At 49.7% G+C, this 23,599-nt stretch carries 19 protein-coding genes, 1 tRNA gene and 2 pseudogenes; 18 read left to right on the plus strand and 4 right to left on the minus strand.

Features of this window, described 5'->3' with window-relative positions; translation table 11 throughout:
- The first annotated feature begins 18 nt into the window (after nucleotides 1-18).
- The 13 genes and pseudogenes from ACZ5IU_RS15310 (at nucleotide 19) to ACZ5IU_RS15370 (ending at nucleotide 15,553) form a co-directional block, all read left to right on the plus strand.
- Complete coding sequence (locus ACZ5IU_RS15310; protein ID WP_464418854.1) at nucleotides 19-840, plus strand: purine-nucleoside phosphorylase; 822 nt, start codon at nucleotides 19-21, stop codon at nucleotides 838-840.
- A 3-nt stretch (nucleotides 841-843) separates the two neighbouring features.
- Nucleotides 844-2,082 (plus strand): annotated as a pseudogene (locus ACZ5IU_RS15315) (thymidine phosphorylase); the annotation flags it as partial.
- Nucleotides 2,083-2,192: 110 nt separating this feature from the next.
- Entirely contained in the window at nucleotides 2,193-3,083 is an 891-nt protein-coding gene (locus tag ACZ5IU_RS15320) for a M23 family metallopeptidase (RefSeq protein WP_464418856.1), read from the plus strand.
- A 90-nt stretch (nucleotides 3,084-3,173) separates the two neighbouring features.
- Nucleotides 3,174-3,617 (plus strand): NUDIX domain-containing protein, encoded by a 444-nt coding sequence (locus ACZ5IU_RS15325; RefSeq protein WP_464418858.1) that lies wholly within the window; start codon nucleotides 3,174-3,176, stop codon nucleotides 3,615-3,617.
- 521 nt (nucleotides 3,618-4,138) lie between these two features.
- Nucleotides 4,139-5,458, plus strand: coding sequence for a tetratricopeptide repeat protein (locus ACZ5IU_RS15330; RefSeq protein ID WP_464418860.1), 1,320 nt, complete (start codon nucleotides 4,139-4,141; stop codon nucleotides 5,456-5,458).
- A gap of 57 nt (nucleotides 5,459-5,515) precedes the next feature.
- Nucleotides 5,516-5,613: transfer RNA gene (locus tag ACZ5IU_RS15335), tRNA-Sec, on the plus strand.
- Nucleotides 5,614-5,771: 158 nt separating this feature from the next.
- Nucleotides 5,772-7,580, plus strand: a complete 1,809-nt coding sequence (locus ACZ5IU_RS15340) for a DUF6538 domain-containing protein (protein WP_464418862.1) — start codon at nucleotides 5,772-5,774, stop codon at nucleotides 7,578-7,580.
- A 344-nt stretch (nucleotides 7,581-7,924) separates the two neighbouring features.
- Nucleotides 7,925-8,173, plus strand: a complete 249-nt coding sequence (locus ACZ5IU_RS15345) for a hypothetical protein (RefSeq protein ID WP_464418864.1) — start codon at nucleotides 7,925-7,927, stop codon at nucleotides 8,171-8,173.
- Between the two features lie 1,183 nt (nucleotides 8,174-9,356).
- Entirely contained in the window at nucleotides 9,357-9,599 is a 243-nt protein-coding gene (locus tag ACZ5IU_RS15350; protein ID WP_464418866.1) for a hypothetical protein, read from the plus strand.
- Between the two features lie 164 nt (nucleotides 9,600-9,763).
- A complete protein-coding gene (locus tag ACZ5IU_RS15355; RefSeq protein WP_464418868.1) occupies nucleotides 9,764-10,561 on the plus strand; it encodes a BRO-N domain-containing protein in 798 nt (265 codons plus the stop codon).
- A 19-nt stretch (nucleotides 10,562-10,580) separates the two neighbouring features.
- Nucleotides 10,581-11,729 carry a BRO family protein gene (locus ACZ5IU_RS15360; RefSeq protein WP_464418870.1) on the plus strand — a complete coding sequence of 383 codons (1,149 nt, stop codon included), beginning with the start codon at nucleotides 10,581-10,583 and terminating at the stop codon, nucleotides 11,727-11,729.
- 1,762 nt (nucleotides 11,730-13,491) lie between these two features.
- The gene (locus ACZ5IU_RS15365; RefSeq protein ID WP_464418872.1) at nucleotides 13,492-13,674 is read left to right on the plus strand and encodes a hypothetical protein; all 183 of its coding nucleotides are present in this window, start codon (nucleotides 13,492-13,494) and stop codon (nucleotides 13,672-13,674) included.
- 1,288 nt (nucleotides 13,675-14,962) lie between these two features.
- Nucleotides 14,963-15,553 (plus strand): site-specific integrase, encoded by a 591-nt coding sequence (locus ACZ5IU_RS15370; RefSeq protein ID WP_464418874.1) that lies wholly within the window; start codon nucleotides 14,963-14,965, stop codon nucleotides 15,551-15,553.
- Nucleotides 15,554-15,556: 3 nt separating this feature from the next.
- Here the strand turns inward: ACZ5IU_RS15370 and ACZ5IU_RS15375 are convergent, their stop codons facing one another.
- The 3 genes from ACZ5IU_RS15375 to ACZ5IU_RS15385 are packed head-to-tail and all read right to left on the minus strand — an operon-like array spanning nucleotide 15,557 to nucleotide 17,156.
- Nucleotides 15,557-16,099 carry a hypothetical protein gene (locus ACZ5IU_RS15375; RefSeq protein ID WP_464418876.1) on the minus strand — a complete coding sequence of 181 codons (543 nt, stop codon included), beginning with the start codon at nucleotides 16,097-16,099 and terminating at the stop codon, nucleotides 15,557-15,559.
- The gene (locus ACZ5IU_RS15380; RefSeq protein ID WP_464418878.1) at nucleotides 16,087-16,992 is read right to left on the minus strand and encodes a deoxyguanosinetriphosphate triphosphohydrolase family protein; all 906 of its coding nucleotides are present in this window, start codon (nucleotides 16,990-16,992) and stop codon (nucleotides 16,087-16,089) included. Before ACZ5IU_RS15380 ends, ACZ5IU_RS15375 begins: the two co-directional genes overlap by 13 nt.
- A 17-nt stretch (nucleotides 16,993-17,009) precedes the next feature.
- Nucleotides 17,010-17,156 carry a hypothetical protein gene (locus ACZ5IU_RS15385; protein ID WP_464418880.1) on the minus strand — a complete coding sequence of 49 codons (147 nt, stop codon included), beginning with the start codon at nucleotides 17,154-17,156 and terminating at the stop codon, nucleotides 17,010-17,012.
- A gap of 614 nt (nucleotides 17,157-17,770) precedes the next feature.
- Here ACZ5IU_RS15385 and ACZ5IU_RS15390 point away from each other — a divergent pair.
- The 5 genes and pseudogenes from ACZ5IU_RS15390 to ACZ5IU_RS15410 form a co-directional block, all read left to right on the plus strand.
- A pseudogene (locus tag ACZ5IU_RS15390) lies at nucleotides 17,771-17,851 on the plus strand (hypothetical protein); the annotation flags it as partial.
- Between the two features lie 78 nt (nucleotides 17,852-17,929).
- The gene (locus tag ACZ5IU_RS15395; protein WP_464421994.1) at nucleotides 17,930-18,457 is read left to right on the plus strand and encodes a hypothetical protein; all 528 of its coding nucleotides are present in this window, start codon (nucleotides 17,930-17,932) and stop codon (nucleotides 18,455-18,457) included.
- Nucleotides 18,458-18,540: 83 nt separating this feature from the next.
- Entirely contained in the window at nucleotides 18,541-18,834 is a 294-nt protein-coding gene (locus ACZ5IU_RS15400) for a hypothetical protein (protein ID WP_464418882.1), read from the plus strand.
- An 875-nt stretch (nucleotides 18,835-19,709) separates the two neighbouring features.
- A complete protein-coding gene (locus tag ACZ5IU_RS15405; protein ID WP_464418884.1) occupies nucleotides 19,710-21,533 on the plus strand; it encodes a zinc-ribbon domain-containing protein in 1,824 nt (607 codons plus the stop codon).
- A gap of 31 nt (nucleotides 21,534-21,564) precedes the next feature.
- On the plus strand, nucleotides 21,565-22,032 hold the full coding sequence (locus ACZ5IU_RS15410) for a QueT transporter family protein (protein WP_464418886.1): 468 nt from the start codon (nucleotides 21,565-21,567) through the stop codon (nucleotides 22,030-22,032).
- Nucleotides 22,033-22,150: 118 nt separating this feature from the next.
- On the opposite strand, the gene cysS is transcribed toward ACZ5IU_RS15410, so the two are convergent.
- On the minus strand, nucleotides 22,151-23,560 hold the full coding sequence (gene cysS, locus ACZ5IU_RS15415; protein ID WP_464418888.1) for a cysteine--tRNA ligase: 1,410 nt from the start codon (nucleotides 23,558-23,560) through the stop codon (nucleotides 22,151-22,153).
- Nucleotides 23,561-23,599: the final 39 nt, after the last annotated feature.

Here is a 23,599-nt window from a genome sequence, read left to right on the forward strand (position 1 = left end):
GAGACGAGGTGACCGTACATGGAAAGCTACAGGGAGAAGGTTGAAAACGCCTCATCATGGCTGGAGTCGAAAATCGGAGTGCGTCCCGACATCGGAATTGTTCTCGGTTCCGGTCTCGGCGCGGTTGCGGATTCTATCGATCCTTCTCTGGCCATCCCCTATGCCGAGATTCCCAACTGGCCGCGTTCGACGGCTCCGGGACATTCCGGAAGGCTCGTCACCGGGACGATTCGGGGGAAATGTGTTGTCTGCATGCAGGGACGGGTTCATGGATACGAGGGGTATTCCCAAAAGGAAGTCACGTTTCCCGTCCAGGTCATGAAAGCCATCGGCGTAAGCATCCTCTTTCTGACGAACGCTTCCGGAAGCGTCAATCTGTCTCTCGAACCGGGTGAGATCGTATGCGTCTCGGATCACATCAATTTCACCGGGAGCAACCCGCTCACGGGACAGGATACCGTCAACGGCGCGAAGCGTTTTCCGGATATGACCCACGTATATGACGCGGGGCTCGGTGAAATCGTTAAACGTTGCGCGGAGTCGGAAGGAATCAGGATGAAGGATGGCGTGTATATGGCCTTTGCCGGACCTTCGTACGAGACCCCGGCGGAGATCCGAATGGCGCGTGTCATGGGTGCTGATCTCGTCGGGATGTCGACAGTCCCGGAGGCAATCGTCGCCAATGCCGTCGGAATTCGCGTCTGTGCGCTTTCGTGCGTTTCGAATTATGCCGCGGGAATAACCGGAGAGACGTTGACCGAAGAAGAAGTCCTCGATTCGATGAAACACGTCGCCTCGAGACTTGAGGCGATTCTTTCCCGCGCTGTCGGAGTGCTCTGAGACATGTCCTTCGACATTCTGGATTTTATCGAGGCGAAACGTGACGGAGGATCCCACGATGCCGACTCCCTCCGGTCGTTCGCAGAAGGACTCGCGGGAGGAGGCATTCCCGACTATCAGGTCGCCGCGTGGCTCATGGCCGCGTTCATACGCGGATTCGCGCCTTCCGAACTCTCTTTGCTGACGCTGGCCCTCGCGAACTCCGGAGAAACTCTCCGATTTCCCGATGAATGGCCGACGGCGGACAAACACAGCACGGGTGGGGTAGGCGACAAGACAACGCTCGTAGCGGTCCCCCTGGCCGCAGCCCTTGGGGTTCGCGTCTCGAAAATGGCCGGACGCGGTCTGGGGTTTACGGGAGGAACGATCGACAAACTCGAGGCGATACCAGGATTTCGGACACATCTTTCCGTCGAACGTTTTCTGAAACAGATCGAATCGATCGGATGCGCGATTACGGGCCACACTGCGGAACTCGCGCCCGCAGAGAAAGTGCTCTACTCGCTTCGCGACGTCACCGGTACCGTCCCCTCGCTGCCGTTGATCGCGAGCAGCATCGTCAGCAAGAAACTTGCAGGCGGCGCGAAGGGGTTTGTCTATGACGTGAAGACAGGGAACGGAGCCCTGATGGAGACGCGAGAATCGGCGCGACGTCTTGCGGAAACCCTCGTCGAAATTTCGCGGGCGAATGGCAAAAGGGCAGTTGCACTGATTACGGGCATGGACCAGCCTCTCGGATTTGCCGTCGGAAACGCGATGGAGGTTGTGGAAGCGGTCAGAACACTCGAGAATAACGGCCCTTCAGATGTGACGGAACTCTGCGTTACCGCCGCAGGTGAAATGGCGTTCGCCTCCGGGGTTGTTCCATCTTCGGAGGAAGGGATAAGAAAGGCGCGCCGTGCACTGGAATCGGGAGATGCCCTGGTCGTTTTTCTGAGAATGGTCGAGGCTCAGAGCGGAGATCCGCGCATCTGCGAAAATGGTGCGTCCGGAGTACGGATAGCCCCCGACATCAATATCGTCCGGGCTGCGAGAAGCGGCGTCGTTTCCGGGTTCGATACGCGCGCGATCGGAGAATCGGTCAGGCGACTCGGAGGGGGACGAATGAGTCTGGAAGATTCGATAGACCTCTCGGTCGGTGTTCTGCTTTTGAAAAAATGCGGTGACGAAGTCTCAGCGGGAGAACCGCTTCTTGAAGTTCATTACTCCGACACAACTCGACGCGACGAAACCCTTCGATACCTCGAACACTGCGTTCGTATCGACGAGAGAGGAAAACCCCTTCCCGTAGTCCTCGAGCGTTTCCCGTCCGACTCATGAATCCGTTTTTCCGCAGAGGTGCATTCGGCGCCTTGTTTTTTCTTTCCGTCGTCTTTTCAGGAACAGCCTTTGCCACGGGGCGGCCCTATTTTTTCTTTCCCGAAACGGTGGAAGTCGGGCAACCTTTTCTTGTTGAGATCACGGCGACCGAAGAGCCGAAGGGCGCGACGGCGACATGGTTCGGCACGTCGGTTCCATTTCATTTCATACCTTCCGGTGACGGTTTTTACGCACGTCTGCTCCTCGGGACGTACGTGAAAACGGTTCGGCCCGGGAAATATCCGCTCGAAATCTCTCTGGCGACCAATGATCGGATCGACACGAAACAAGTGCTCATATCGATCATTCACAGACAATACGAAGAGGATCGACTGACGCTTCCGGACGCGATGGTCTCTCCTCCGAAAACCGTCCTGAAACGTATCCTGAAAGAGCAGCGAATGGTGCAGCGGGTCCGTGAAACCGTGTCCCCGTATGGTTTCTGGGATCTTCCCATGACGCGCCCCGTCTCCGGAAGCACCAGCAGTACATACGGACGACGACGCATTCTCAACGGGATACCGAAAAGTCCACACGCGGGAATCGATTTTCGTGCGCCGGCTGGAACACCCGTTCTGGCAGCGCTCTCAGGACGCGTCGTCCTGACCGGAAATCTGTATTTTTCCGGAACATCCGTTTGCATTGATTCCGGGCAGGGAGTGGTGACGTATTATTACCATCTCTCGGAAATATTCGTGCGTGAGGGACAGAAGGTCGAAAAAGGAGCGGTCATTGGGAAATCAGGAATGAGCGGTCGCGCAACGGGACCTCACCTTCACTTCGGGCTCTCGCTTCTGGGGCACTATGTCGATGCCGAAGCGCTTTTTTCGGCTACCCCGAGGGATTTTCTCGGAAAAACGAAGATGCTTTCTCTCACCAATTGACGAAAAGGAAGGAAGCCGATTCACACGAACACGTCGCATTCGTACCTCTCAGGTATCGTTTTCTGCTTTGTCATCAAAGATGGCAACGTATTGTTGATTCGCAGGGGAAATGACCCCTACAAGGGGACACTCACGGTCCCGGGTGGAAAGAAAGAACGCGGAGAATCTTTCATCGAGGCATGTTCCCGGGAAGTACGTGAAGAAACCGGTTTGTTTCTTGATGGAGTGAGGACTCGCGGAATCGCGCATATTGTTCAGGGAGAAAACGGAAAAGAAGTGGTTGCGGTTTATTGTGACGCGCACGGATTTCATGGTGAGCTACACCCGAGCAATGAAGGAAGCCTGGTATGGGTTTCGATCGACGAGTCATCAAAGATTCCTGGAATAAACCCCTTCTTTGTAAAGGTCGCTCCCTTTATCTTCGGGGATACGACGTTTTTCGCAACGATTTTTGTTGATGAACGCGGCGAGATAATCCGGGATTCCTTCGTTCCGCTCGGAAGTAACGGCAATTGCGGTTACAGGCAGGAGTGAAGCCCATGACGATGCGTCGCCTTTTTTCTTCAGCCGTTCTTGCGTTCCTTCTTTTCGCAGGAGAGTCTGCCGCATCCGATACCGCTTCGGCTGCGCCCGAACATACGCTCGCGGCTTTGAATTCCTGCATCGTTGCCGTCGCGGAAATCGTATCCTATAACGATCGACTGCTCCTCGAGCGTGAGTACAAGGATATAATCAACAACCTCGACTTCTCGGCAATCAGGGCGGATGAAGAGCTCATCTCTCTCTTCCAGGGACTGATGGATGCTATAACCGAAAGCCTTTTGCGCGAAGACGCCAAAGCGAAGGCGATCCGATTCTATACAAAAAGAACCGAACGAACGATTCTGCAATCGCTGACGAAAACGGCCGCAGGCGGCCTGGACGGGAGCATCGCGCTTCTCGACGGCGTCCTGAACGCCACATCCGCATATTTCGACCATAAGAACACTCTGGAAGAATACAAAAAAGAATACGATGACAAGCTATATGAACTCGACAAAGATCGCATCCAGAAGTTGAACGATCTTCAGAAAAAACTCTTTGCATCGTCGTGGAAGCTCGTGCAGAAGTACTCCCTTCCGGACCGATATCGCCTTACGAATGAGGACATCGAGGAGTTCATCGAAGCGGTCAAGGACGGAGAAATGGAGAAACGCTACAGGCGACTGGCGCGTCTTTCAGACAAGTTTGTCGAATATCCTCCTTTCTGGTACTTTCTAGGAAATACCTCAATCCGCTGCGGGAAACGCGACGATGCTCTTCGTGCCTTTCGTGCTTTCGAGGAACACCGGCGACCGATCTTCCGGAAAGACCCCTTTTCCGCGTCCGTGGCAATGAACATTGTCCGAATAATCGGTTGGGATGACGCGAAAGAAATTCGGAGGCTGCTCGAAATCGTTCTGAAGAATTCCCGTACGTCAGAGTGGCAGAATTTCCTTTTCGCAGGCATTGCGTACGCTCGAATCGGCGACAAAAAAAACGCGATAGAGTGTTTGCAGCGAAACATCGATAACGGGCTCGAAACAGAATTGAACGGACAGATTCTCGATAATGTGAAAACAGGCGCAGTTCTTTCGAAGAAAGCTTCGGATGCTCTGGAGGAAGCGCTCGACAAGGCCGTCGGTATCGACACCCTGAAGAATCAGGATCTCCTCGAGCGTTTCGGACGACAGAAAGACGTTGCCTTGCTTGCCAAGGTCCTGAAAGATTTCGTTTCGATTCGTTTCGATGCATATTATAGAAAGGGAAGAAACGATGTCCTTGCGATCCAGATCCCGCAAAAGTGGCTCATAGGGACCGTGGGACATGAAAGACAGAATGATTTCACGCCGCGTGATATGGACTTCGACATCTCGGTCGTATTTTCGGGGAAACCTGTCTGGACTGTTTCTGGAAATGACGTTCAGTTAACAGGAAAACAACGGAAAGCAAGAAAAAGCGGCAGCGTTTTCTACGATACCAAAAGCGGCAGCTTTATCATGTATCTCGAAAAAGAGCTTCCACCGACTGATGAAGCCGAGGTCAGGATCACACACCCGATTTATTCTACGACCCTTGTATTTCGCGGGGAAAGGGAAGATCTGAGGACCATCCCCGAAGAGTCCACTATTAAGGGATACGGGAAGAAAATCATCGACTACGGGGTCCCTCTTGTCGGACAGTATAAACTTCTTCGCGACACGCTCCACGATGTTTCATCTCTGGTGACCGGAATCACACATTTCAGAGCGGCATCGATTCGTTTCAACGAGCGTGTCTACATCGTCTCGGGGGATTTGCTCATGGAATCGCCGGAGCCCGCAAGAGCCATTTCCAAAGATATCGAGACGCGATGAAGGTTTGGACAATCTGGACAGACTGCCGTATCGCATGATACTATGCTTTCTTAGCGTGGAGGCGAATGGTGGCTGGTGTCGCCCCCGGACTTCAAATCCGGTGGGGGGCGGTTCGTACCGTCCTCGGTGGGTTCGATTCCCACACGCCTCCGCCAGTAATAGCCTGCAAACCGTTGCAATCACTGGGTTTTTTAAGAGCCAATAACCTGTATTTCTGCCTCAAAAGCTCGTTTTTCCTCAACAGGTCCACCAACGGGTCCACCGGCTGGTCCACCGAAGGGGGAAAACGCAGCTCAAGAGAGAGGGGGATACAGTGGTTGTTGGCTCTTCTTTTTTGTCCTTTTACGTCAGACGTAAGGGTGGAATGCTCCACTTCCGGTTAAAGGTTCCCGAACGCTTGCGTAAAGTTCTTGGTGTCTCGGAAATTATACGCTCGCTCAGGACCAACAATCAAAGGGAAGCGGGGAGAAGAGCACAGCGGCTTGCTTTGGTGATAGGGAGACTCTTTGACGATATCGAGAAAGGGACGTACAAGGGTATGGACGATAAGGAAATCAGACGCCTTGTGACGCAATGGATGAACGAAGCGCTTGAAGACGACGAACGACGACGGCTTACAAGACCACGACCGAGGACGATTGACGACGTGGAAGCAGAATCGGAAATCCTGACGGAAGCGCAGTCTGACGCCTTGGAACGCCTTGCGACGGACGACTACGGGAAATTTGCCGGACTCGCCGAAGAAATCCTTGTCGACAATGGAATCACCATGCAAAAGGACGACATATCTTTCCGGAAATTTTGCCGGGAACTTATCAAGGCGTCGATATCGCTCCATGAGGAAATCAAACGCCGGAATGACGGCGCATATCAGCACGAGTACGCAACGAACGCGCTTGAAGCGCCGAGATCGACCGTTGAAGCCGTCAAGCTCGCGCTCGCTGAGCAAGGCATAACGTCAGTAGCGTCTTCGCTACATTCAGTACAACCGGACGACACGAAGGGCAAGAACGAAAGCGAACTTCTTTCCGTTGTCGTTGATGCTTGGGTGAAAGATAAGCTCCAACTGGGCGAATGGACCGAACACACCAGACGCGACAATGAGCCGATGATTCGGGAATTCGTTGAAATGGTCGAAGACAAGCCGATAGGGTTGCTCGCCGCCGAACACTTGCGGGATGCAAGGGAAAGGTTCCTTCGGATACCGAAGAACAGGAAGCAGACGCGCAAGTATGACGGAATGACGTTACGGGAGTTGTCGGAAATGGAAATCCCGGAAGCCGCAAGACTGAGCAAGCAGACGCTCCATAACAGGGCCGTCAAAATAGCCGGGTTCCTCAAATGGGCGAGAGACAGGGGATACCCAGTTGCTGACGGTCTGGAAAAGGTTATGGCGTTCAAGAAAGAACGACGAAGAGCTTCAGAACATAAATCCATCTTCACGCCGGACGACTTGACCAAGATATTCAACCCGGAGATGTACTTGAAAGAGGCCAAGGGACAATCGGCGCGATTCTGGGTTCCGTTGATCGGGCTGTGTTCGGGAATGCGGATTGAGGAAATATGTCAGCTTGAGCTTGACGATATCCATACAGTCCCTTCGCGTGTCTTCCCTGAGCTTCAGGAAGTGCTTTGCTTCGACGTGAACGAAGAGGGAGAGAAGCACGTGAAAACGGATGCGTCTGAAAGATGTATTCCCGTGTCGCCGATCTTGAACGACCTTGGGTTCTTGGAGTACATCGAAAAGCTCAGGAGAGACAAGCAGACACGTCTCTTTCCGGAATTGGAAAAGAACGTATCAAGCGGGAAGTATAGTGCGACTGTCAGCAAGTGGTTTGGTCGATATCTCGATAAGGTCGGGATTCAAGATGATCCGAAGTTGGGGAAGAAGACCTTCCACAGCTTCAGACACACCTTCGTAACCCTGTGCTACGACCTTCGCGTTTCCGAGAGAGACATCAAGCACGTGGTAGGACATGCGGGAAAGTTCGATATCACAAGCGATCAATACGGAAAAGTCGGAGACGTCGCCGTACTGTACAAGGAAGTCATGGTAAAGGCGGTTCCGAGAGTGGACTTGAAGCCGCTGAAGGACGCCTTGAACGACAATCCGATATGGTGACGCCAACAATCAGTGAGTTCTTACGAACACCAGTGAGCGTTCTTACGAACACCAGTGAGCGTTCTTACGAACACCAGTGAGCGTTCTTACGAACACCAGTGAGCGTTCTTACGAACACCACAACATACCTGAGAGGGGTTTATCTATGATGATGAATTCACCTATAACGCTTGAATACCTTCGTACACTGAGGCCGGGAACGAGACGATACAGGAGAGCGGTGGACAGACTGTATGAACAGACGGGAAGCTTTATGTTCTTGGTGCAACTTGTTTGGGAATCTATCGAAAGGGAAAATGCGGCGGCACTCGCTCGCAAGGCACACGCTCTCCCGGTGGTTTGACATGGAAGAACACGTTGCAGGCAACGGCGGGAGTTTGTTGTTACTCTTTCTCGCTTTCACCGGCTTCGTATCGACGAAGATCTTCGGACGTTCCGCCGGTCGAGTAGTGAACAGTCTTCTTGTATTCGTGTTCTGGTTCGGATCCATGAACTTCCTCAAGGCGGCAGGAAAGGGCGAGGATACGCTTCTCTTCCTTGCCGTGGGCGTTGTCCTTGCAGACGTCTTGGGCGCAAAGCTCTTGGAGGACTGAAGAGCGGAAGCAAGTACCCGCTGAAAATTGAAGAAGACACTACAAGCCCTTCCGTTGATCCAGAGACGGAGGGGCTTTTTCATGTTCATCAAACGGCGCTGTAAAATCGGGTACCTCTTGCTGAAGTGGAGTTTAGACAGTGGGTACAAGGCTCTTGCGTGTTTTTCTCGAAATTTTGGACATTAACAACAATACCTTGTGTAGCCGTAGACAGCTTTGTAGTACAATACCTCTTAATAAAGTTTATCCGCATTCGTTATTTATTATTCAATATGTTGTTGATAATATACTGCTAGAAACATTTGCATAGATGGAGCAATGAGCATGAACACAATGGTGAAGATGTTGTATTCATATAGAACATTGAACGCTCATGTTGAGTATAAAGAAAGAAATTTGCAAATAGTCGGATGGTGGCACAGGTGTTCGAGAAGGAGCACAGGAGAGTATTGCAGGACGTTCGCTAACTTAGTTGTAGTGAGGTGTTCGCACAGGGAAATTTTTCCCAGTCCTCGTACATCAGCGAACAGAACCGGGAAATGCTGGAAGTACTTATGACGCGAGACGGCGCTTCACCCTTCTCTGCATGGACCTTACACGGGGGACCGCACAATGCGGTTCAAGGTGACATACATTGATTTATGACCCGTTGGGCTGCAAGGCGTCAGAAGAAATTTGACCGTAAAGGCCCATAACTTTTTTCGGATGGCTAACTTACCTATTGACGTGTCTACGTTCAACCTGGGGCATTCTAGAGGGGTTAGAGGGCAAGTGAGAAATTCTGGGCGAATCCTCACGCCCCATTCCATTCAGTGCTTTCGCGCTCTTGCTTCAATTGACTCGGAGACTCCAAAACTCGATTCCAGCCATAGTTTTTCTCCGCATTTTTGCCGCACGGAAGCACAGTTCCCGACAAGGTTCCGCACGTGTCACCCCCAATACATCCTTCGCCGTTACCCGAATCCGAACAGCAAAAGCACGGTGCAACGGTCAAGAAGAAATTCTTGAAACAGACCCCCGCACTTGCTTCCCTGATTCGTGACGTTCAATTCGCCGTCAAGGAGAACGGCCACCTTCGCGGACATCTTTGCTCGCAAAGCGCTCGCTCGACGGGCGAATCCTCAATTCCCGTTCCATCCATTCCGCACTGAACTTGCTTCTGCAATCTGCCGGGGCAGTCGTGATGAAAAAGGCAACTTGCATCCTGTGGGAAGACCTTGCGGCGGCTGGCTTCAAGTACGGCTCAGACGTGGTGCAAGTGCTCCATATCCATGACGAGTATCAGCTTTACGTCCGCAAAGGGATTGAGGAACAGGTAGGGAAAATTGCCGTCAACGCAATCCGTAAAGCAGGGGAATACTTCAAGTTTCGTTGTCCGCTCGATGGGGAATACAAGGTTGGCGCGAACTGGAAGGAAACGCACTAGCAGCAACGCACTGAGCTGAACTGAGCTGACCCGTTGCTACGACCGGGTTTGTCAAATACCTGCCAATACTGGATAGACACCGCGAGAGAGGGCGTTCGTAATCGGGCGCTCTCTCTTGCTGTATCCAGTCCAAATTCAAAACACACAAAGGAGAGGGAAACAAAATGACGAACGTAACGACGAATGAAGTACAGGTGTTCAAGTACCTTGGTGACAATATGGAACATTGTGTCAGGTGTGTACTTGGTGACGATGGGGAACCGCGCTTTGTGGCGGCTGACGTGTGCAAGGCGCTGGAACTCGAACAGGTAACTCGGGCTGTCAGTGGACTTGATTCAGATGAGGTTACTACAAGTAAGGTCACGGATTCAATGGGGCGTCAGCAGGAAATGCTTGTCGTTACAGAATATGGGCTGTACTCGCTGATCATGCGTTCGCGCAAACAGGAAGCCAAGACGTTCAAGCGGTGGGTTACGCACGACGTTCTTCCTTCCATCCGCAAGCGTGGCGTGTACATGACCCCTGCCGCAAAAAAGAAAATGTACGAACGCTTCTATATCCCTTACACACTTCCTGATGCTCTTGCGCTTGCCAGTAAGCTCGAAGCGGAACGCGCAGCACTGGCCGCGAAGGTTGAACACGACGCCCCGAAACTTGCGACGTTCGACGCTCATTACCCGGATGGAAAGTACACGTCAATCACGGACTTTGCCCGGACGCTTGACGGCGTGAATAGCATGAGCATCAAGAAGAGCCTGAAGAACAACGGATATTTCTATCAGTCTGATTCGGGAAGATACAGACCGTATGCGCAATTTCGTGGAATCGACAATATGTTCGTCGAAAAGCACAGCGATATGTACGATCAATATCAGATATTCGTTACCAACAAGGGAATGCAGCTTATCACGAAGTTGTACAACGAAGGAAAACTTATCATGTTGAAGCGGTTTGCCGCTTAAATAAGGGAGTCGAACACAAATGACGAATGCAAATGCAGTAGCGGAAATGGTTGAAAGGCTGGAACCGGATACGGACAGCAAGGTTCGGAAACCGGAGATGCAGGTGTTCAAGTACCTTGGTGACAATGGAGAAAACACGGTTCGCTGTGTTATCCGGGAGGACGGAGAACCGTTGTTCGTGGCGGCTGACGTGTGCAGGGTGTTGGAGATTCAGAACGCAAGCGACACAGTGAACAAGTTACTGGATGATGATGAGAGGGGTATAGATACTATCTACACCCCCTCGGGAAATCAGTCTATGACTGTAGTTACAGAGTCCGGGCTGTACTCGCTGATCCTGCGTTCGCGTAAACCGGAAGCCAAGACCTTCAAGCGGTGGGTGACGCATGACGTTCTTCCTTCCATCCGCAAGCGCGGCGCGTACCTGACTCCGACGACAGTTGAGATGTGGCTGAACAACCCGGACGTGATGATTCGTATGCTTGAGGAAATCAAGACCGAACGGGAAAAGAACGCAATGCTTACGGCCAAGGTCAAGCAGGATGCGCCGAAGGTCCAGTACCACGACGCCGTAACCGCGAGCGAAGAACTTATCACCGTTGCGGACATGGCCGCCTTGCTGAAGAAGAACGGCGTGGAGATTGGCCGTGACCGTCTGTTCACGTGGATGCGTCACAACAAGTTTCTCTGTTCGCGTGGCTCTGATCGGAACCGCCCGTCTTACGTCTCTCAGGTCATGGGGATACTTACCTGTCACAACACCTTTGCGGCTGATGGCAGTCCACGGTTGCAGCCCTTGGTGACGCCGAAGGGACAGACGTACTTCTTGAGGTGCTTCGGAATCATAACGGCGTCTCTGTCGCGGGATCCGAGTCAATGGATGGGGGAAATTGAAGAATATCATTGCCCTTGGTCACCAAAGGAACAGCGTGTGAAACTCTGCAAACACTGGAGTGACTACGAAGACCGAAGTGTTATCCGGGAGGACGAGAACCGTCGTGTTCGTAGAACTCACCGGCTTGAGGCGAAGGACGTTGCGGAAGTGCTTGGGAATAGCAATCCGTGGGATGCAATATCCCGTCATTGCAAGGCAAAAGATGACCTCGCGTTTCCCGATGTCACCGACACAGAGCAGGGAATGACAACCCTCCCAGAACGCGACTTTTAGGGCGCACACTCCTTGGATAAATAACAAATAGTTAATATAAATCGAGGGTAATGCACTGGAAAAAATTAAGGTCTTATGTACAGGCTTCGGATGGAATCCCGGTTGATCGGAACGGAAGCCGGAGGACGAGCGAGCGCCTTGCGAGCAAAAGCAAGAACGACGCTTGAAAGTGAGTTCTACGAACACCTGCGCAGAGCCGCAAAACGCACAAAGAACACAGCGTATTCCGCATAAATCCCTATGGGACGTCATTGATAACCCCGGTGATTGCAACGTCTCCCGCGATTTTTGACCGTAGAGGCCATCCGTTTTCTCCGGACGATAGAAGTATCATCCCGGACCAACTTCGTTCAACCTGGGGCATTCTGGAGGGGGTAGAGGACAAATGCCGGAGTTCGGAGAGACGCCATTCCGAACCCCCTTGGGCCGGGAGTGACGACACGAGAATGAAGAACGAAAGGGAGTGAGCGCCTTGCGAGCAAAGGCAAGAGCGTGGGCGGTCGGACAGAGCACAGAGTGGGGAAAAACCGTTGGAAACACTGAAGATAACGACATCCGTAAAGTGCGATGTCTAGGCGAATTTTCAAGTTGACGTAAACGCATGTAGACAAAGGCGTTTGTAATTAGGTGACACTTTTAGGGGAAGGGAAGGACGGAGGGAAGACAGAAAGAAGACAGTATAGGATAACTATATGATACTTATAGTGTACTATATCATAATCTAGGAATATGATCTTCAATATCTTCAATAATATCCTTTATCTTATTCTTAGTAAGATATCTACTGATAGACCTATAGTATTTTTAGACAGTCTATACACTCATAAGTGGTACTAAAGTATTTAGACATGCTTATGTAGATATAGAATACCTAAGAGTGTCTATAGACAGTCAGTAATACACCTTGCTTTTAAAAGATAGGGTAGGGAAATAAGGATGATGGTAATAAAGATACCAAGGATACACATGAGACAGCATCATGCTACTAAGTTCCTTGTTACATGATGATAACCTCATGCGAACTACAAGCAAAGATCTTTAGATAACCTTCCAAAATATCCTTAAAAGCAATCATATCTGAGCTTACTACTTGAATGTCTATATATCTCTTTGACTGTCTCATATCTGTATAACATGGTTATGGATACATAACATGCTTATAGACATATATGAGGGGAATCAAAGACGTAGTATAGGACGACAAGTATCCACTCAGGGTAAAAGGAACAAAGGATATAGGGGAAAAAGTTGAAGGTCAAAGAACCTGACTCACATGAAGCGCACCTTATGCTTACCACAGGTTACATCAGGCTACATCAGGTGTACCAAAGGGGAAATCCAAATTCTCGGAAACCCAGAATAGGGGTGTCTTGGGGGGTAAGGGGGGCGCTTTTCAAATAAACTGAAACTTGGAACTATGTGGACAACTATACCCGGACAAGTTCATCCTTGGCGTTGTCACTCGCTAACGCTCGCTGGTGTTCGTAGAACTCACTACGCTTCATTGCGGGAAACGCTGAATCTGAGGGAATTGTCTATATTCGTTCTTGACGAATTATACCCCGGATGGTATCTTCCCTTTCATCGTGCACGACATGAAAATCTTGCAAAGAAAGGGGTTTGAGAGTGATGAAGAACAAGCGTAGTCTGATGATCCTTGCCGTTCTTGCTTTGAGCTTGTTTGTTGCCTCAGTAGCACTTGCTGCGCATCTTTCACCTGTCGATTCTCGCGGCTTCGGAATAACGGCGCTCAAAGGCGGGAATGGCGGCGGCGGTGGAAATGGTGGTAACGGCGGTGGAGGAAACGGACCCGGTGACGGGACAGGGAACGGCGGCACTGGACCGGGTGACGGATCCGGCTATGGTCCCGGCGGTGGAAGCGGTGTCTGTGACGGAACCGGACCCAAAGGACCGGGAGCGCGGAACGATAAGAACTAAGCTGTAAGGGAACGTGCTTACACCGGTGTTCGCTAACGCTCTTGCTTTTGCTCGCAAAGCACTCGCTCGCGAGGCGCTCACTGGTGTTCGTAAGAACTCACGCTGGTGTTCGTAAGAACTCACTGGTGTTTGCAAGAAAAACAAAGACCCCGAAGGGGTGTGTTCTCGATGACGGTTGAGGCAAAGCATTGTAGTATTTTGCTTCCTGTCTATCGGGAACCCCTTCGGGGTTTATTTTGAGTACAATTTGTAAAAGTTGTATATAGGTGTAAAAATACACACAGACTTTCATAGAAGCCCGTAGAGGCCCATCGTTCTCTCCGGACTAGTATTCATACCTTCTGACTTGCTCGCGTTCAACCTAGGGCATTCCGGAGGGCTTAGGGGGCAAATGCCGGGCGGAGAGGACACCGGATTTTCCGCTGTAGGAAAACGCCCGCACTCGCTCGCAAGGCGCACACTCGCTCCGCTCCCCATAATTTTTAGTATAGACAGACAAGAATACTGAATTAACGCTGTAGGTCCATTAGCATGAAAATTTATAGACACACTGCTTTGCGTGGGTGTTCGTAAGAACTCGCTGATGTCAGTAGAACTCACGTTCGTATTCAAAACGACTATACACCGTTTCTCTTTACAAAGACAGGTTTGGCTATATTTTTATGATACTATACCACGGTATAGTTCATACTCTGCGCTAAAGTTCATTCAACGGCGTTCCCGGAGTATTTCGGCACAAAAATTCGTGACCCATTCCGTACCCATCCGCGCAAGCTTTACCCCCCGTGGCCGGTCAGACATCCTTGCATAGCAGTGCGATACAGGGCCGGAGAGAGGCAGCGCAACTCTGGACACGATGAAGTTCCATACCTTCCGGAGAAACGAGTGAGTTCTACGAACACAAAGGGGTGTTCCTTGGGCGTCTATCGTGACGTGTATGGGAAGCGTGAGGGCGTTCTCTTGGTAAGCCAAGATGTGCACACATTTGCTCTTGCCTTTGCTCGCAAGGCACTCGCATACGAATGTCAATGAGTAGCAACGACACGAGTGAGTTCTACTAACACCAAGGGCGGATACCATCAACCGAATCAAAGAAGGTCCAAATTTGGGCCCTCCGTTCACTCTGAATCTAACAGAAGCATGTTGTGTTAGATTCGATAAATCGTGAAGATCCTTGCGCCGCAATAACTTGAAGTCCTCCGGGACGAAAACGACACGCAGTGCCTTGACTTGTATCAAACAAATATGTATAAATACGAGTAATGTGTTAGATTCATCAAGGGGAGGGCTTGGCAATGTCGGAAGAGAAGAAACGGGAAGGAATGAAAGTTGTTCAACCGATACGCGAAACTCGGAAGATCGATTCAATGAAGAAGATCCTTAGAGCCGGAGGGAAGAGGAACGAAATGCTTTTCGTCTTGGGGATCAATTCGGCGCTCAGGATATCTGATTTGCTTTCCCTCGCGGTGTCGGACGTTCTGGACGAGAACGGAAAGGTGAAGGAAGCCGTCAGCCTCAGCGAGCAGAAGACCGGGAAGAACAAGCTCTTTCCGATAAACGATGCGGCGAAGAAGGTTATTGCCGAATACGTTGAAGAGGCTAGGCCGGACAGGGAGGCGGCGTTGTTCCCGTCGAGGAAAGGCGGCAAGGCCATTTCGAGGATACAGGCTTGGGAAATACTGAAGAGAGCCGCTGAGGAAGTTGGAATCTCAAACGTCGGAACGCACACGCTAAGGAAGACATTCGGGTATCACGTCTACATGAGAACGAACAACTTGGGCTTGGTGCAAAAACTTTTGAATCATCGATCAAGTGTAGATACAATTAAATATATTGGTATTGATCAGGCAGAGATAGATAATGCATATTTAAATTTAAATCTTTAAATCTTATAATGGTTTGAAAATGCTCTGAGGATCTTCAGAGAAAAGCCTGCAATAATATTCGAGTGCGTATCGATCTGTCATGCTAGAAATAAAATCACAAACTACTCTCATTCTATTTTGTTTGTCTTTGAAATTTAGATAATTCTCTTTAAAATCTTCCGGCATTAATAAATATCCGCGTTTGTTGTGGTTGGATATAGTTGTAAAAAGAGACTTTACAATATCATACCCTCTATGCTCGACTATTTTTAACTTAGAAGAGTCTATTTGAGTATGATAAGCTATTGCCTTTAATACAAGAACATATTCTTCTATTTCTTGATTAAGTTTTACAGAAGACAATGAAGGAAATTTCTCACAAAACTCAAACTCTACACCTTTTATAAATGTATCTACCAACGTAGAAGTAAATTTTGTCCTATCATAGGCATTATCAGATAGAGTATCTCCCTCAATATCTGATTTAATTATACATTGCATAATTAGCATGTCTATTTCATCTTTGTTTTCATCGTAACAATCAATTTTTTTTGCTATTTTTGACACATCTTCAGAAATAACCTCAAATACACCAGAAAAAAACCATAACAAATATCTCTTACCTTTTCTTTATATAGTTGCACTTTTTTATTTTGATTTATTATTTTAACGATTTTTTCTATTTTGTTATCGTCCATAGACAATATACTCTGTGGGGTCAAAAACCTAGCTTTCAAAGCATCTTCTATATCGTAAGTAGAATAAGCAATGTCGTCCGCAATATCCATAATCTGGCATTCAATAGTTTTAAATATTTTTATGTTTTTATCAAATTCTAAAATATTATCCTTTATTTTATTAATATCTTCTGAAAAGTGTTCATAGTAACCTTTTATTAAGCCTTCGCCTTTGCTTCTTTGCAACGAAATAATATTATCATATTTTAAGGTAGAAGCTAATACTCTTGAAGTTAAATTTAAACCATACCTTCTACCATTTTCATCTTTAATCTTTTTTTCTGTTTTCATTAATATTTGCAGTGTTTGGGCATTTCCCTCAAAACCACCATATTCTTTCATGCAATCATCTAAAGCCTTTTCACCGTTATGGCCAAATGGAGGGTGCCCTATATCGTGAACTAATCCGGCAATTTCACAAATATCAGCATTGATTTCTCCGGAATATTTATCCATTAATTTATATTTATAATTTATGCGAAGTGCTATGTCTTTTGCTATTTGGGCTACTTCAATTGAATGTGTCAAACGATTTCGAAAAAAATCAGATTCTGTGCCAGGAAAAAGTTGTGTCTTTCCTTGAAGACGTCTAAAGGAAGGAGCGTGAATTACTCTACAATAATCTACACGCACTGGATGCCTATGATCGTCTTTTTTCTCCGACGACTCGGAAAGAAGACGATTAAAATCACTATCTTTATAGAAAATATTCGATGTGGTCATAAAAATATTCGTATTGATCAAGCGGTAATAATTTTCCCTTGTCGTTTTGCACTAGAAAATTCCCGAACAATATCAGGGTTTCTTTTTGCATTCTTACTGCATATTACAAATGTTTTTGCTCGGCTTTCAGTTATTTTAATTTCTATTATTTTTTTGTTTTTCATAATTATCACTCCTTAAATAATAAAATAATGTATATAACTTAATGCTAATTAAAAAATAACGTGGCGTGTAAAAAATACCGATTACGAATTGGTTTGAGTGCCCATGAGCGATGAACCTGCAAGCATAAAATGACCTTCCATATTTTAACCTCAAAAAGTCCAAAACACCACGACTATCCACGGGGGCGCAAGAGGAATGCGGGGGTAAAAAAAATCGGCGGAGATGCCATCTTGCTTTCGGGTCCACCGACGAGTACACTGTCGCTCAATGAGGCCTTGCAAATACAGGAAATGTACCGGCTCACTGGCGTGTCCCACACGCCTCCGCCAAATCGTTGTGGACCCTTGCAAACACTGACTCCACAGAACTGACAACCCTTATCCGTACCCAAAATGGCGCTTTGTTACACACACTGCTACACAGACTGTATCACGCAGTCTTGTGAGGCGCTGAAGAGACAAAGCGAACAGAAAAGAGGTGACGGATATCTCGAATGGGTGTCAGTTCTTTTTTTTGTCCTTCCGACAGACCCGCGAAGAGAACACAAGTGAGTTCTTCACGAACACAAATGCCGCTTTATTTCCACCGGAGAGGCAATATCCTTCATTTCCGCATGAGAGTTCCGGACTCGATACGGGCAACCCTTCGCGTGTCTGTGATAACCTGTTCCCTCAGAACGAGTAACCCGAGAGAGGCCGGAAGACGGGCGCAACGTCTTGCTTGGGTCTGTTCCGGACTCTTCGACGATATCAGGAAAGGGGTATATCGGGCTATGGACGATAAAGAAATCAGACGCCTTGTGACGCAATGGATGAACGAAGCTCTTGAAGACGACGAACGGCGACGGCTTACTCGACTACGCCCAAGGACGATTGACGACGTGGAAGTAGAATCAGAAATCCTGACGGAAGCACAGTCTGACGCCTTGGAACGTCTTGCGACAGACGACTACGGGAAATTTGCCGGACTCGCCGAAGAAATCCTTGTCGACAATGGAATCACCCTGCAAAAGGACGACATATCTTTTCGGAAGTTTTGCCGGGAACTTATCAAGGCGTCGATATCGCTCCATGAGGAAATCAAACGCCGGAATGACGGCGCATATCAGGAAGAGTACGACATCAGAACACTTGAAGCGCCGAGATCGACAGTTGAAGCCGTCAAGCTCGCGCTCACTGAGCAAGGAATAACGTCGAATACCATGCAAGCGAGCGTCCTGCAAGCAAGAGCGGACGACTGGTCAACGACAATGACCCTTCCCCGTTACGGGGAAGGGTCATTGTCGTTGACCAGTCCTTGACTAATTATACCCCCTATGGTATAATTCTTATTGTAATGCACGATACATTGAGAAAGACTTACAGAAAAAGGAGGTTGAGAGTGATGAAGGATAAGCACAAACTGATGATCCTTGCCGTTCTCGCGATAGGCATATTTGTTGCGTCAGCAGCGTTTGCTGCGCATGTTTCACCTGTCGATTCTCACGGCTTCGGAGTAACGGCGCTTAAGGGCGGGAACGGTGGCGGAGAAAACGGCCCCGGTGACGGAACCGGAAACGGAGGATCTGGTCCGGCTGATGGCTCCGGTTATGGCCCCGGCAGTGGCAGTGGCAGTGGCAGTGGAACCTGTGACGGGACCGGACCTAAGGGACCAGGAGTTCGGAACGATAAGAACTGATACAACCGCGGAGTAAAAGAACCCGCTGAACCCGAAGGGTTCTCAGTATGACAGTTGGAACAATGCATATTCTGTTTCCTGTCTGCGAGATTTCTTCGGGTTTTTCGTATTTTGTTACTTTCCCGATGTCTGACCGCACTGCAAAAGGCTCCTTCAAACGTGAAGAGTTCGCTGGTGTTCATAAAGAACGCACTGATCCACAGAAGAAATGGCCATCACCCCCGAATGCGACTCGGGTTCTCTTGACTCAAAAATTCAGGCCCCCTTTCGCAGTCATTCGAGACGACCCATTCTCCGTGCCCGGTCGAGAGAAATGCTCTTCCTCAACTTGCAGACGTTTCTTGATGTCCTTCAGTCGTTTCGTCTGAGCGAAGGGTTTATGCCCTCCGAAGAAACGAAGGTATTCCTTGGGCATCTATATGCGGTGTCGTAGAGTGAGTTCCTTACGAACAACAACGCGACTACAAGCAAGTTCTTTCCGCTGAACGATATGCTGCGAAGGGTTTGTCGATGAGACCGAACAGGACGTCAAAGAAGGGCGGAAAAGCCATTTCGAGATATGGGCTTGGGAGATACTGGAAAATGCCGCTGAGGAAATTGGAATCCCAAACGTTAGAATGCATACTTTCAGGATGACATTCGGATATCATATCTACATCTACATGAGGACATGCAACCTGGGCTTAATTCATAAGTTCCCGAATTATTGGCCAAGTGGAGATAAGGCCACAACAGCTTGTTCTACTGCCCCTCTGGAACTGTGCACGGTATTGAGAAAAGGGCCGGTGCTTTTTCCCGTATTCTTCCCGAATCAATGCGTTTCATCCGAATGATACAATGTCTTCGAAGTTAGGAAGAGGGGGAGGCGTAATCCGATGCGTTTCGCCGGCAAAGTTCTGGTTTTGATTGCCATTTTCCTCGCGTTGCTTCAGGGCGGAGTTCTTTCGATACATGAGGGACTCGGTCCGGGTGTCGCTTCGATGATGGCATTCCAAGAAACGCGAACTGCTGATGCCTTGACGATCGGTGCGTTTTTCTCGAGTGGCGTCGCAGTATCCGGCATGTTGGGCGTTCTGACTTCTTTTCTCTCAATTGCCTGGGGAACCATTTTCCTCGCATGTGCTTTGGGAATCGGTTTCTGGAGTGCTGTTCGCGTTCTATATCCCGATGCGTGGGTGATTGTCGTTCTTTTGGCTATTTCGGTTCTTCTTGAGGTTATTGCGATCATTGCATCGAAAAGGAAAACCGACATCGAAAGGCACACCGGCACGGAATCGCAAGAAGAACGTTCCCTTGCCGGAATTCCGAGCGGTGGCGCAAAAAGCGGAGAAGGGTTTTGCCCCCATTGCGGCACTCCAGTGCGTGAACAATACACTTTCTGTCCCAAGTGCGGTAAAGAACTTCCCTCACACGTCAAGCGTGAAGGACCTCCCTCGTTCTGGGAACCGCCACGGGATTCTTTTGAACCTCGCAGGTCGCGGGCAGCCGATTTTTTAGGATTTGTGACACTCATTCTCATTTTGTGTGGCGGTATATGGTTTTTCCGGGACGCGTATATCTCCAGAAATCCGGGGCAACCTGTAGCGCAGTCTCATTTCAGGCCGACGCAGGAGCCAACTGCGAGGACTGAATCCATCAGAATTCCCACAAAAACGGAGCCTCCTCTCGCAACACCTGCCGGGCCGTCTGTCTCTCCGGAACCCAGGAATAGCGTCAACATCCCGGGAAAAACGTCTTCTCTCGTAACTGCCGTTCCTGGTCCCACAAAAACGGATTCGGTTTCGTCCGATGTGTCTCCTTTCGTGAAATCTCCGGGAAGAGTCACGGGAACAAACGTAAACGTGCGCGAGGACCATTCGCTTCGAGCGAAGGCAAAGGCTCGCGTCACTGCCGGCGAAGAGGTTGAAATCCTCGATGAATGGACCGAAGCAGCTGCGAACAATACTGCAGTTCTTGTCAAAGACGTTGAGATAGAAATTCCCGGCGACGGGAAAAAAGTCTTCCGGAAAGGGCTCGGAATTACGATCATGTCGCGAAACGATGCGAATGGAACGGTAGAGTTCTCGATTCCTTCCGAGAACACGCGAAATATACTTCGAGTTCCCCAAAGCGCGGTATCGGAAGAGTCTCGATGGCCATGGTACCTGATTCGCAAGAAAGATGGCCGGCAGGGATGGGTCTTCGGAAAATACGTTTCGTCTGTTGCTTCTCCCATGTCTCCTGACACCGGAACGATCTCCGATTCCGTTTCGGTAAGGATTCCCGACAAACCGCAACCGGTACGATCCGAGGAACTTCCCGTTCATTTCGTTGAATCGTTTCTCGGAACTTTTGGAACGTACCGCGACCATGTCGAAAAGACACTTGGAAAACCGCGGAGGGAAGCGCAGCGGTCAGTTATGAAAAACGGCGTCGTGACGGAGTTCGTTGACTCGCTGTATGACGGACTTACGATTTCATATGTCGACGACGCAGGTCGGTTCCGCGTCGAGTCGATCGTATGCAGCGATGCCGGGTACGAATTTTCCGGGGGACTCGCTGTCGGTATGACGAAAGAGGAAGTTCGTCATATCATGGGGGAGCCGTCCCGTTCCGCTTCCAACGAGGATAAATATTCTTCCGGAAATCAGCGGGGGCTTGTTTTCATTTACGACGGCGACAAAGTCGTACGGATTTGCGCCGGGGCGCTTTCCGAATAGAGATTCAGACGCTATGGAGGGAGCACATCCGATGCAATCGAGCAGAATTCTCTACCTCACAAAAGCCGGTGTCATCGCCGCGTTATATGCGGTTGTAACAATAGCCTTCGCGCCGATGTCGTATGGCCCGATTCAGGTGCGCATTTCCGAAGCGTTCACGGTTTTGCCGTTTTTGTTTCCCGAGGCCATTCCCGGATTGTTTGTCGGGTGTGCGATCGCTAATTTTTTCGGCGAGTTCGGACTGCTCGACGTCGTTTTCGGAAGTCTCTCCACTCTTGTTGCGGCATTCCTCTCAAGCAGGATGGAAACGGTATTCCGTGCGAGCATTCCTCCGGTTATCGTTAACATGTTCGTCGTAGGGGGGTATCTTTCCATAATCGCGAAGATGCCTTTCCTCTATACCGCATTGTATGTCGGCGTTGGAGAAGCTATCTCATGTATGGGGCTGGGCGTGCCGCTGGCGCTTTTACTTTTGAAACGATTCCCGAAGAGAAATTGAAGACTCTTCTTTCAGAAAAATCGGACGGACCTGTTCTATTTACAGCTCCGTCCGATTTCTTTCGGCACCAACCGATTTTTTAAAAAAAAGCGAAGCCGGAAATCCGTTTACGAAAGGATCAGAGCTGGCGCTTCCATTTCGTGCCGTCGGGTGTGTCTTCCAGGATGATGCCCTTTTCCAGAAGTTCTTTCCTGATGGCGTCCGATTTCGCGTAATCCTTTGAGGCTCGCGCTTTGTTTCGTCGTTGAATCAACAGCTCGATTTCGTCGCAGGGTTGCGCCGAATTCGGATCGTTGATGATTCCGAAGATGTCTTCAGTCATTCCGAAGAACTTCGCGATCGCAGAAGTTACCCGTTTGTCGAGCGTTGCCGACTCCTTGAGATAGGTGTTTACGATTCGAACGACCTCGAACACTGTTCCGAGAGCGCCGGCAGTGTTGAAGTCGTCGTCAAGTTGCGCGATGAATTCCGACGTTTTTTCTTCGAGAGCATTCAGAATCGCATCTGAAGCGGGATTCGACGCAAATTCCCGGTGTTCCTGCGCGTACGCAAAATCCGTGCTGCAGTTCCGCAGTCTGTCGAGGGCGCTGACGGCCTGCTGCAGTCCTTCTTCGGAAAAATTGATCGGCGAACGATAATGGGCGCTCAGCATGAAAAGACGTATCGCAAGCGGATTGAACCGTTTTCTCGCCTCCCGGGCGGTGAGGAAATTGCCGAGGGATTTCGACATTTTCTCTTTATCGATCAGGAGATACCCGTTATGCAGCCAGAAACGTACGAACGGCTTCCCGGTCGCGGCCTCTGCCTGCGCGATCTCGTTTTCGTGATGGGGGAAGATGAGATCGCTGCCGCCCGAATGGATGTCGATTGTCTCTCCGAGGTATTTCATCGACATTGCGCTGCATTCGATATGCCATCCCGGCCGCCCAGGGCCCCACGGACTCTCCCATGACGGTTCCCCGGGTTTTTCGGCTTTCCAGAGAGCAAAATCAAGGGGATTCCTCTTTCTCTCGTTGATATCGATGCGAGCCCCAGCCTGAAGCTCTTCGATACTTTGTCTCGAGAGTTTTCCGTATGACGAAAAGCTCCCGACATCGAAAAAGACGTCCCCGTCAGACTCATATGCGTGCCCTTTCTCGATGAGAGTTTTCACAAGCGCGATAATCTCGGGCATATGCTCCGTTGCTTTCGGATTCACCGTCGCTCTTTTGATACCGAGCGCGTCGGCGTCCGCGTAGTACTCGTCGATAAATCGCCGGGCAAGCTCGGGGACTGAAATTTTCTCCCGGTTCGCTCTGTCGATCATCTTGTCGTCGATATCCGTGAAGTTCTGGATAAATGTGACGGAATACCCCGACCAATCCAGATATCTTCGAAGAACATCGAATACGATGAAGGGACGGGCGTTCCCGATGTGAAAGAAGTCATACACCGTCGGACCACACGCGTAAAAGCCGACGCGCCCCGGAACGACCGGAACGAACGGCTCCTTCCTGCGCGTCAGATCGTTGAAGAGTACCAGTGTCAATCGACACACCTCCTGCAGGTGTTTCTCACCCGTCAATCG

The organism is Lactivibrio alcoholicus (genome assembly GCF_055390895.1).

What these genes read in the sequence shown, in the direction of transcription:
- ACZ5IU_RS15310 (WP_464418854.1), top strand. Translation starts at nt 19, where the DNA reads ATGGAAAGCTACAGGGAGAAGGTTGAAAACGCCTCATCATGGCTGGAG.
- ACZ5IU_RS15345 (WP_464418864.1), top strand. Translation starts at nt 7,925, where the DNA reads ATGGAAGAACACGTTGCAGGCAACGGCGGGAGTTTGTTGTTACTCTTT.
- ACZ5IU_RS15350 (WP_464418866.1), top strand. Translation starts at nt 9,357, where the DNA reads ATGAAAAAGGCAACTTGCATCCTGTGGGAAGACCTTGCGGCGGCTGGC.
- ACZ5IU_RS15355 (WP_464418868.1), top strand. Translation starts at nt 9,764, where the DNA reads ATGACGAACGTAACGACGAATGAAGTACAGGTGTTCAAGTACCTTGGT.
- ACZ5IU_RS15360 (WP_464418870.1), top strand. Translation starts at nt 10,581, where the DNA reads ATGACGAATGCAAATGCAGTAGCGGAAATGGTTGAAAGGCTGGAACCG.
- ACZ5IU_RS15365 (WP_464418872.1), top strand. Translation starts at nt 13,492, where the DNA reads ATGGCGGCGGCGGTGGAAATGGTGGTAACGGCGGTGGAGGAAACGGAC.
- ACZ5IU_RS15370 (WP_464418874.1), top strand. Translation starts at nt 14,963, where the DNA reads ATGTCGGAAGAGAAGAAACGGGAAGGAATGAAAGTTGTTCAACCGATA.
- ACZ5IU_RS15380 (WP_464418878.1), bottom strand. Translation starts at nt 16,992, where the DNA reads ATGACCACATCGAATATTTTCTATAAAGATAGTGATTTTAATCGTCTT.
- ACZ5IU_RS15385 (WP_464418880.1), bottom strand. Translation starts at nt 17,156, where the DNA reads ATGAAAAACAAAAAAATAATAGAAATTAAAATAACTGAAAGCCGAGCA.
- ACZ5IU_RS15395 (WP_464421994.1), top strand. Translation starts at nt 17,930, where the DNA reads ATGGACGATAAAGAAATCAGACGCCTTGTGACGCAATGGATGAACGAA.
- ACZ5IU_RS15400 (WP_464418882.1), top strand. Translation starts at nt 18,541, where the DNA reads ATGAAGGATAAGCACAAACTGATGATCCTTGCCGTTCTCGCGATAGGC.
- ACZ5IU_RS15405 (WP_464418884.1), top strand. Translation starts at nt 19,710, where the DNA reads ATGCGTTTCGCCGGCAAAGTTCTGGTTTTGATTGCCATTTTCCTCGCG.
- ACZ5IU_RS15410 (WP_464418886.1), top strand. Translation starts at nt 21,565, where the DNA reads ATGCAATCGAGCAGAATTCTCTACCTCACAAAAGCCGGTGTCATCGCC.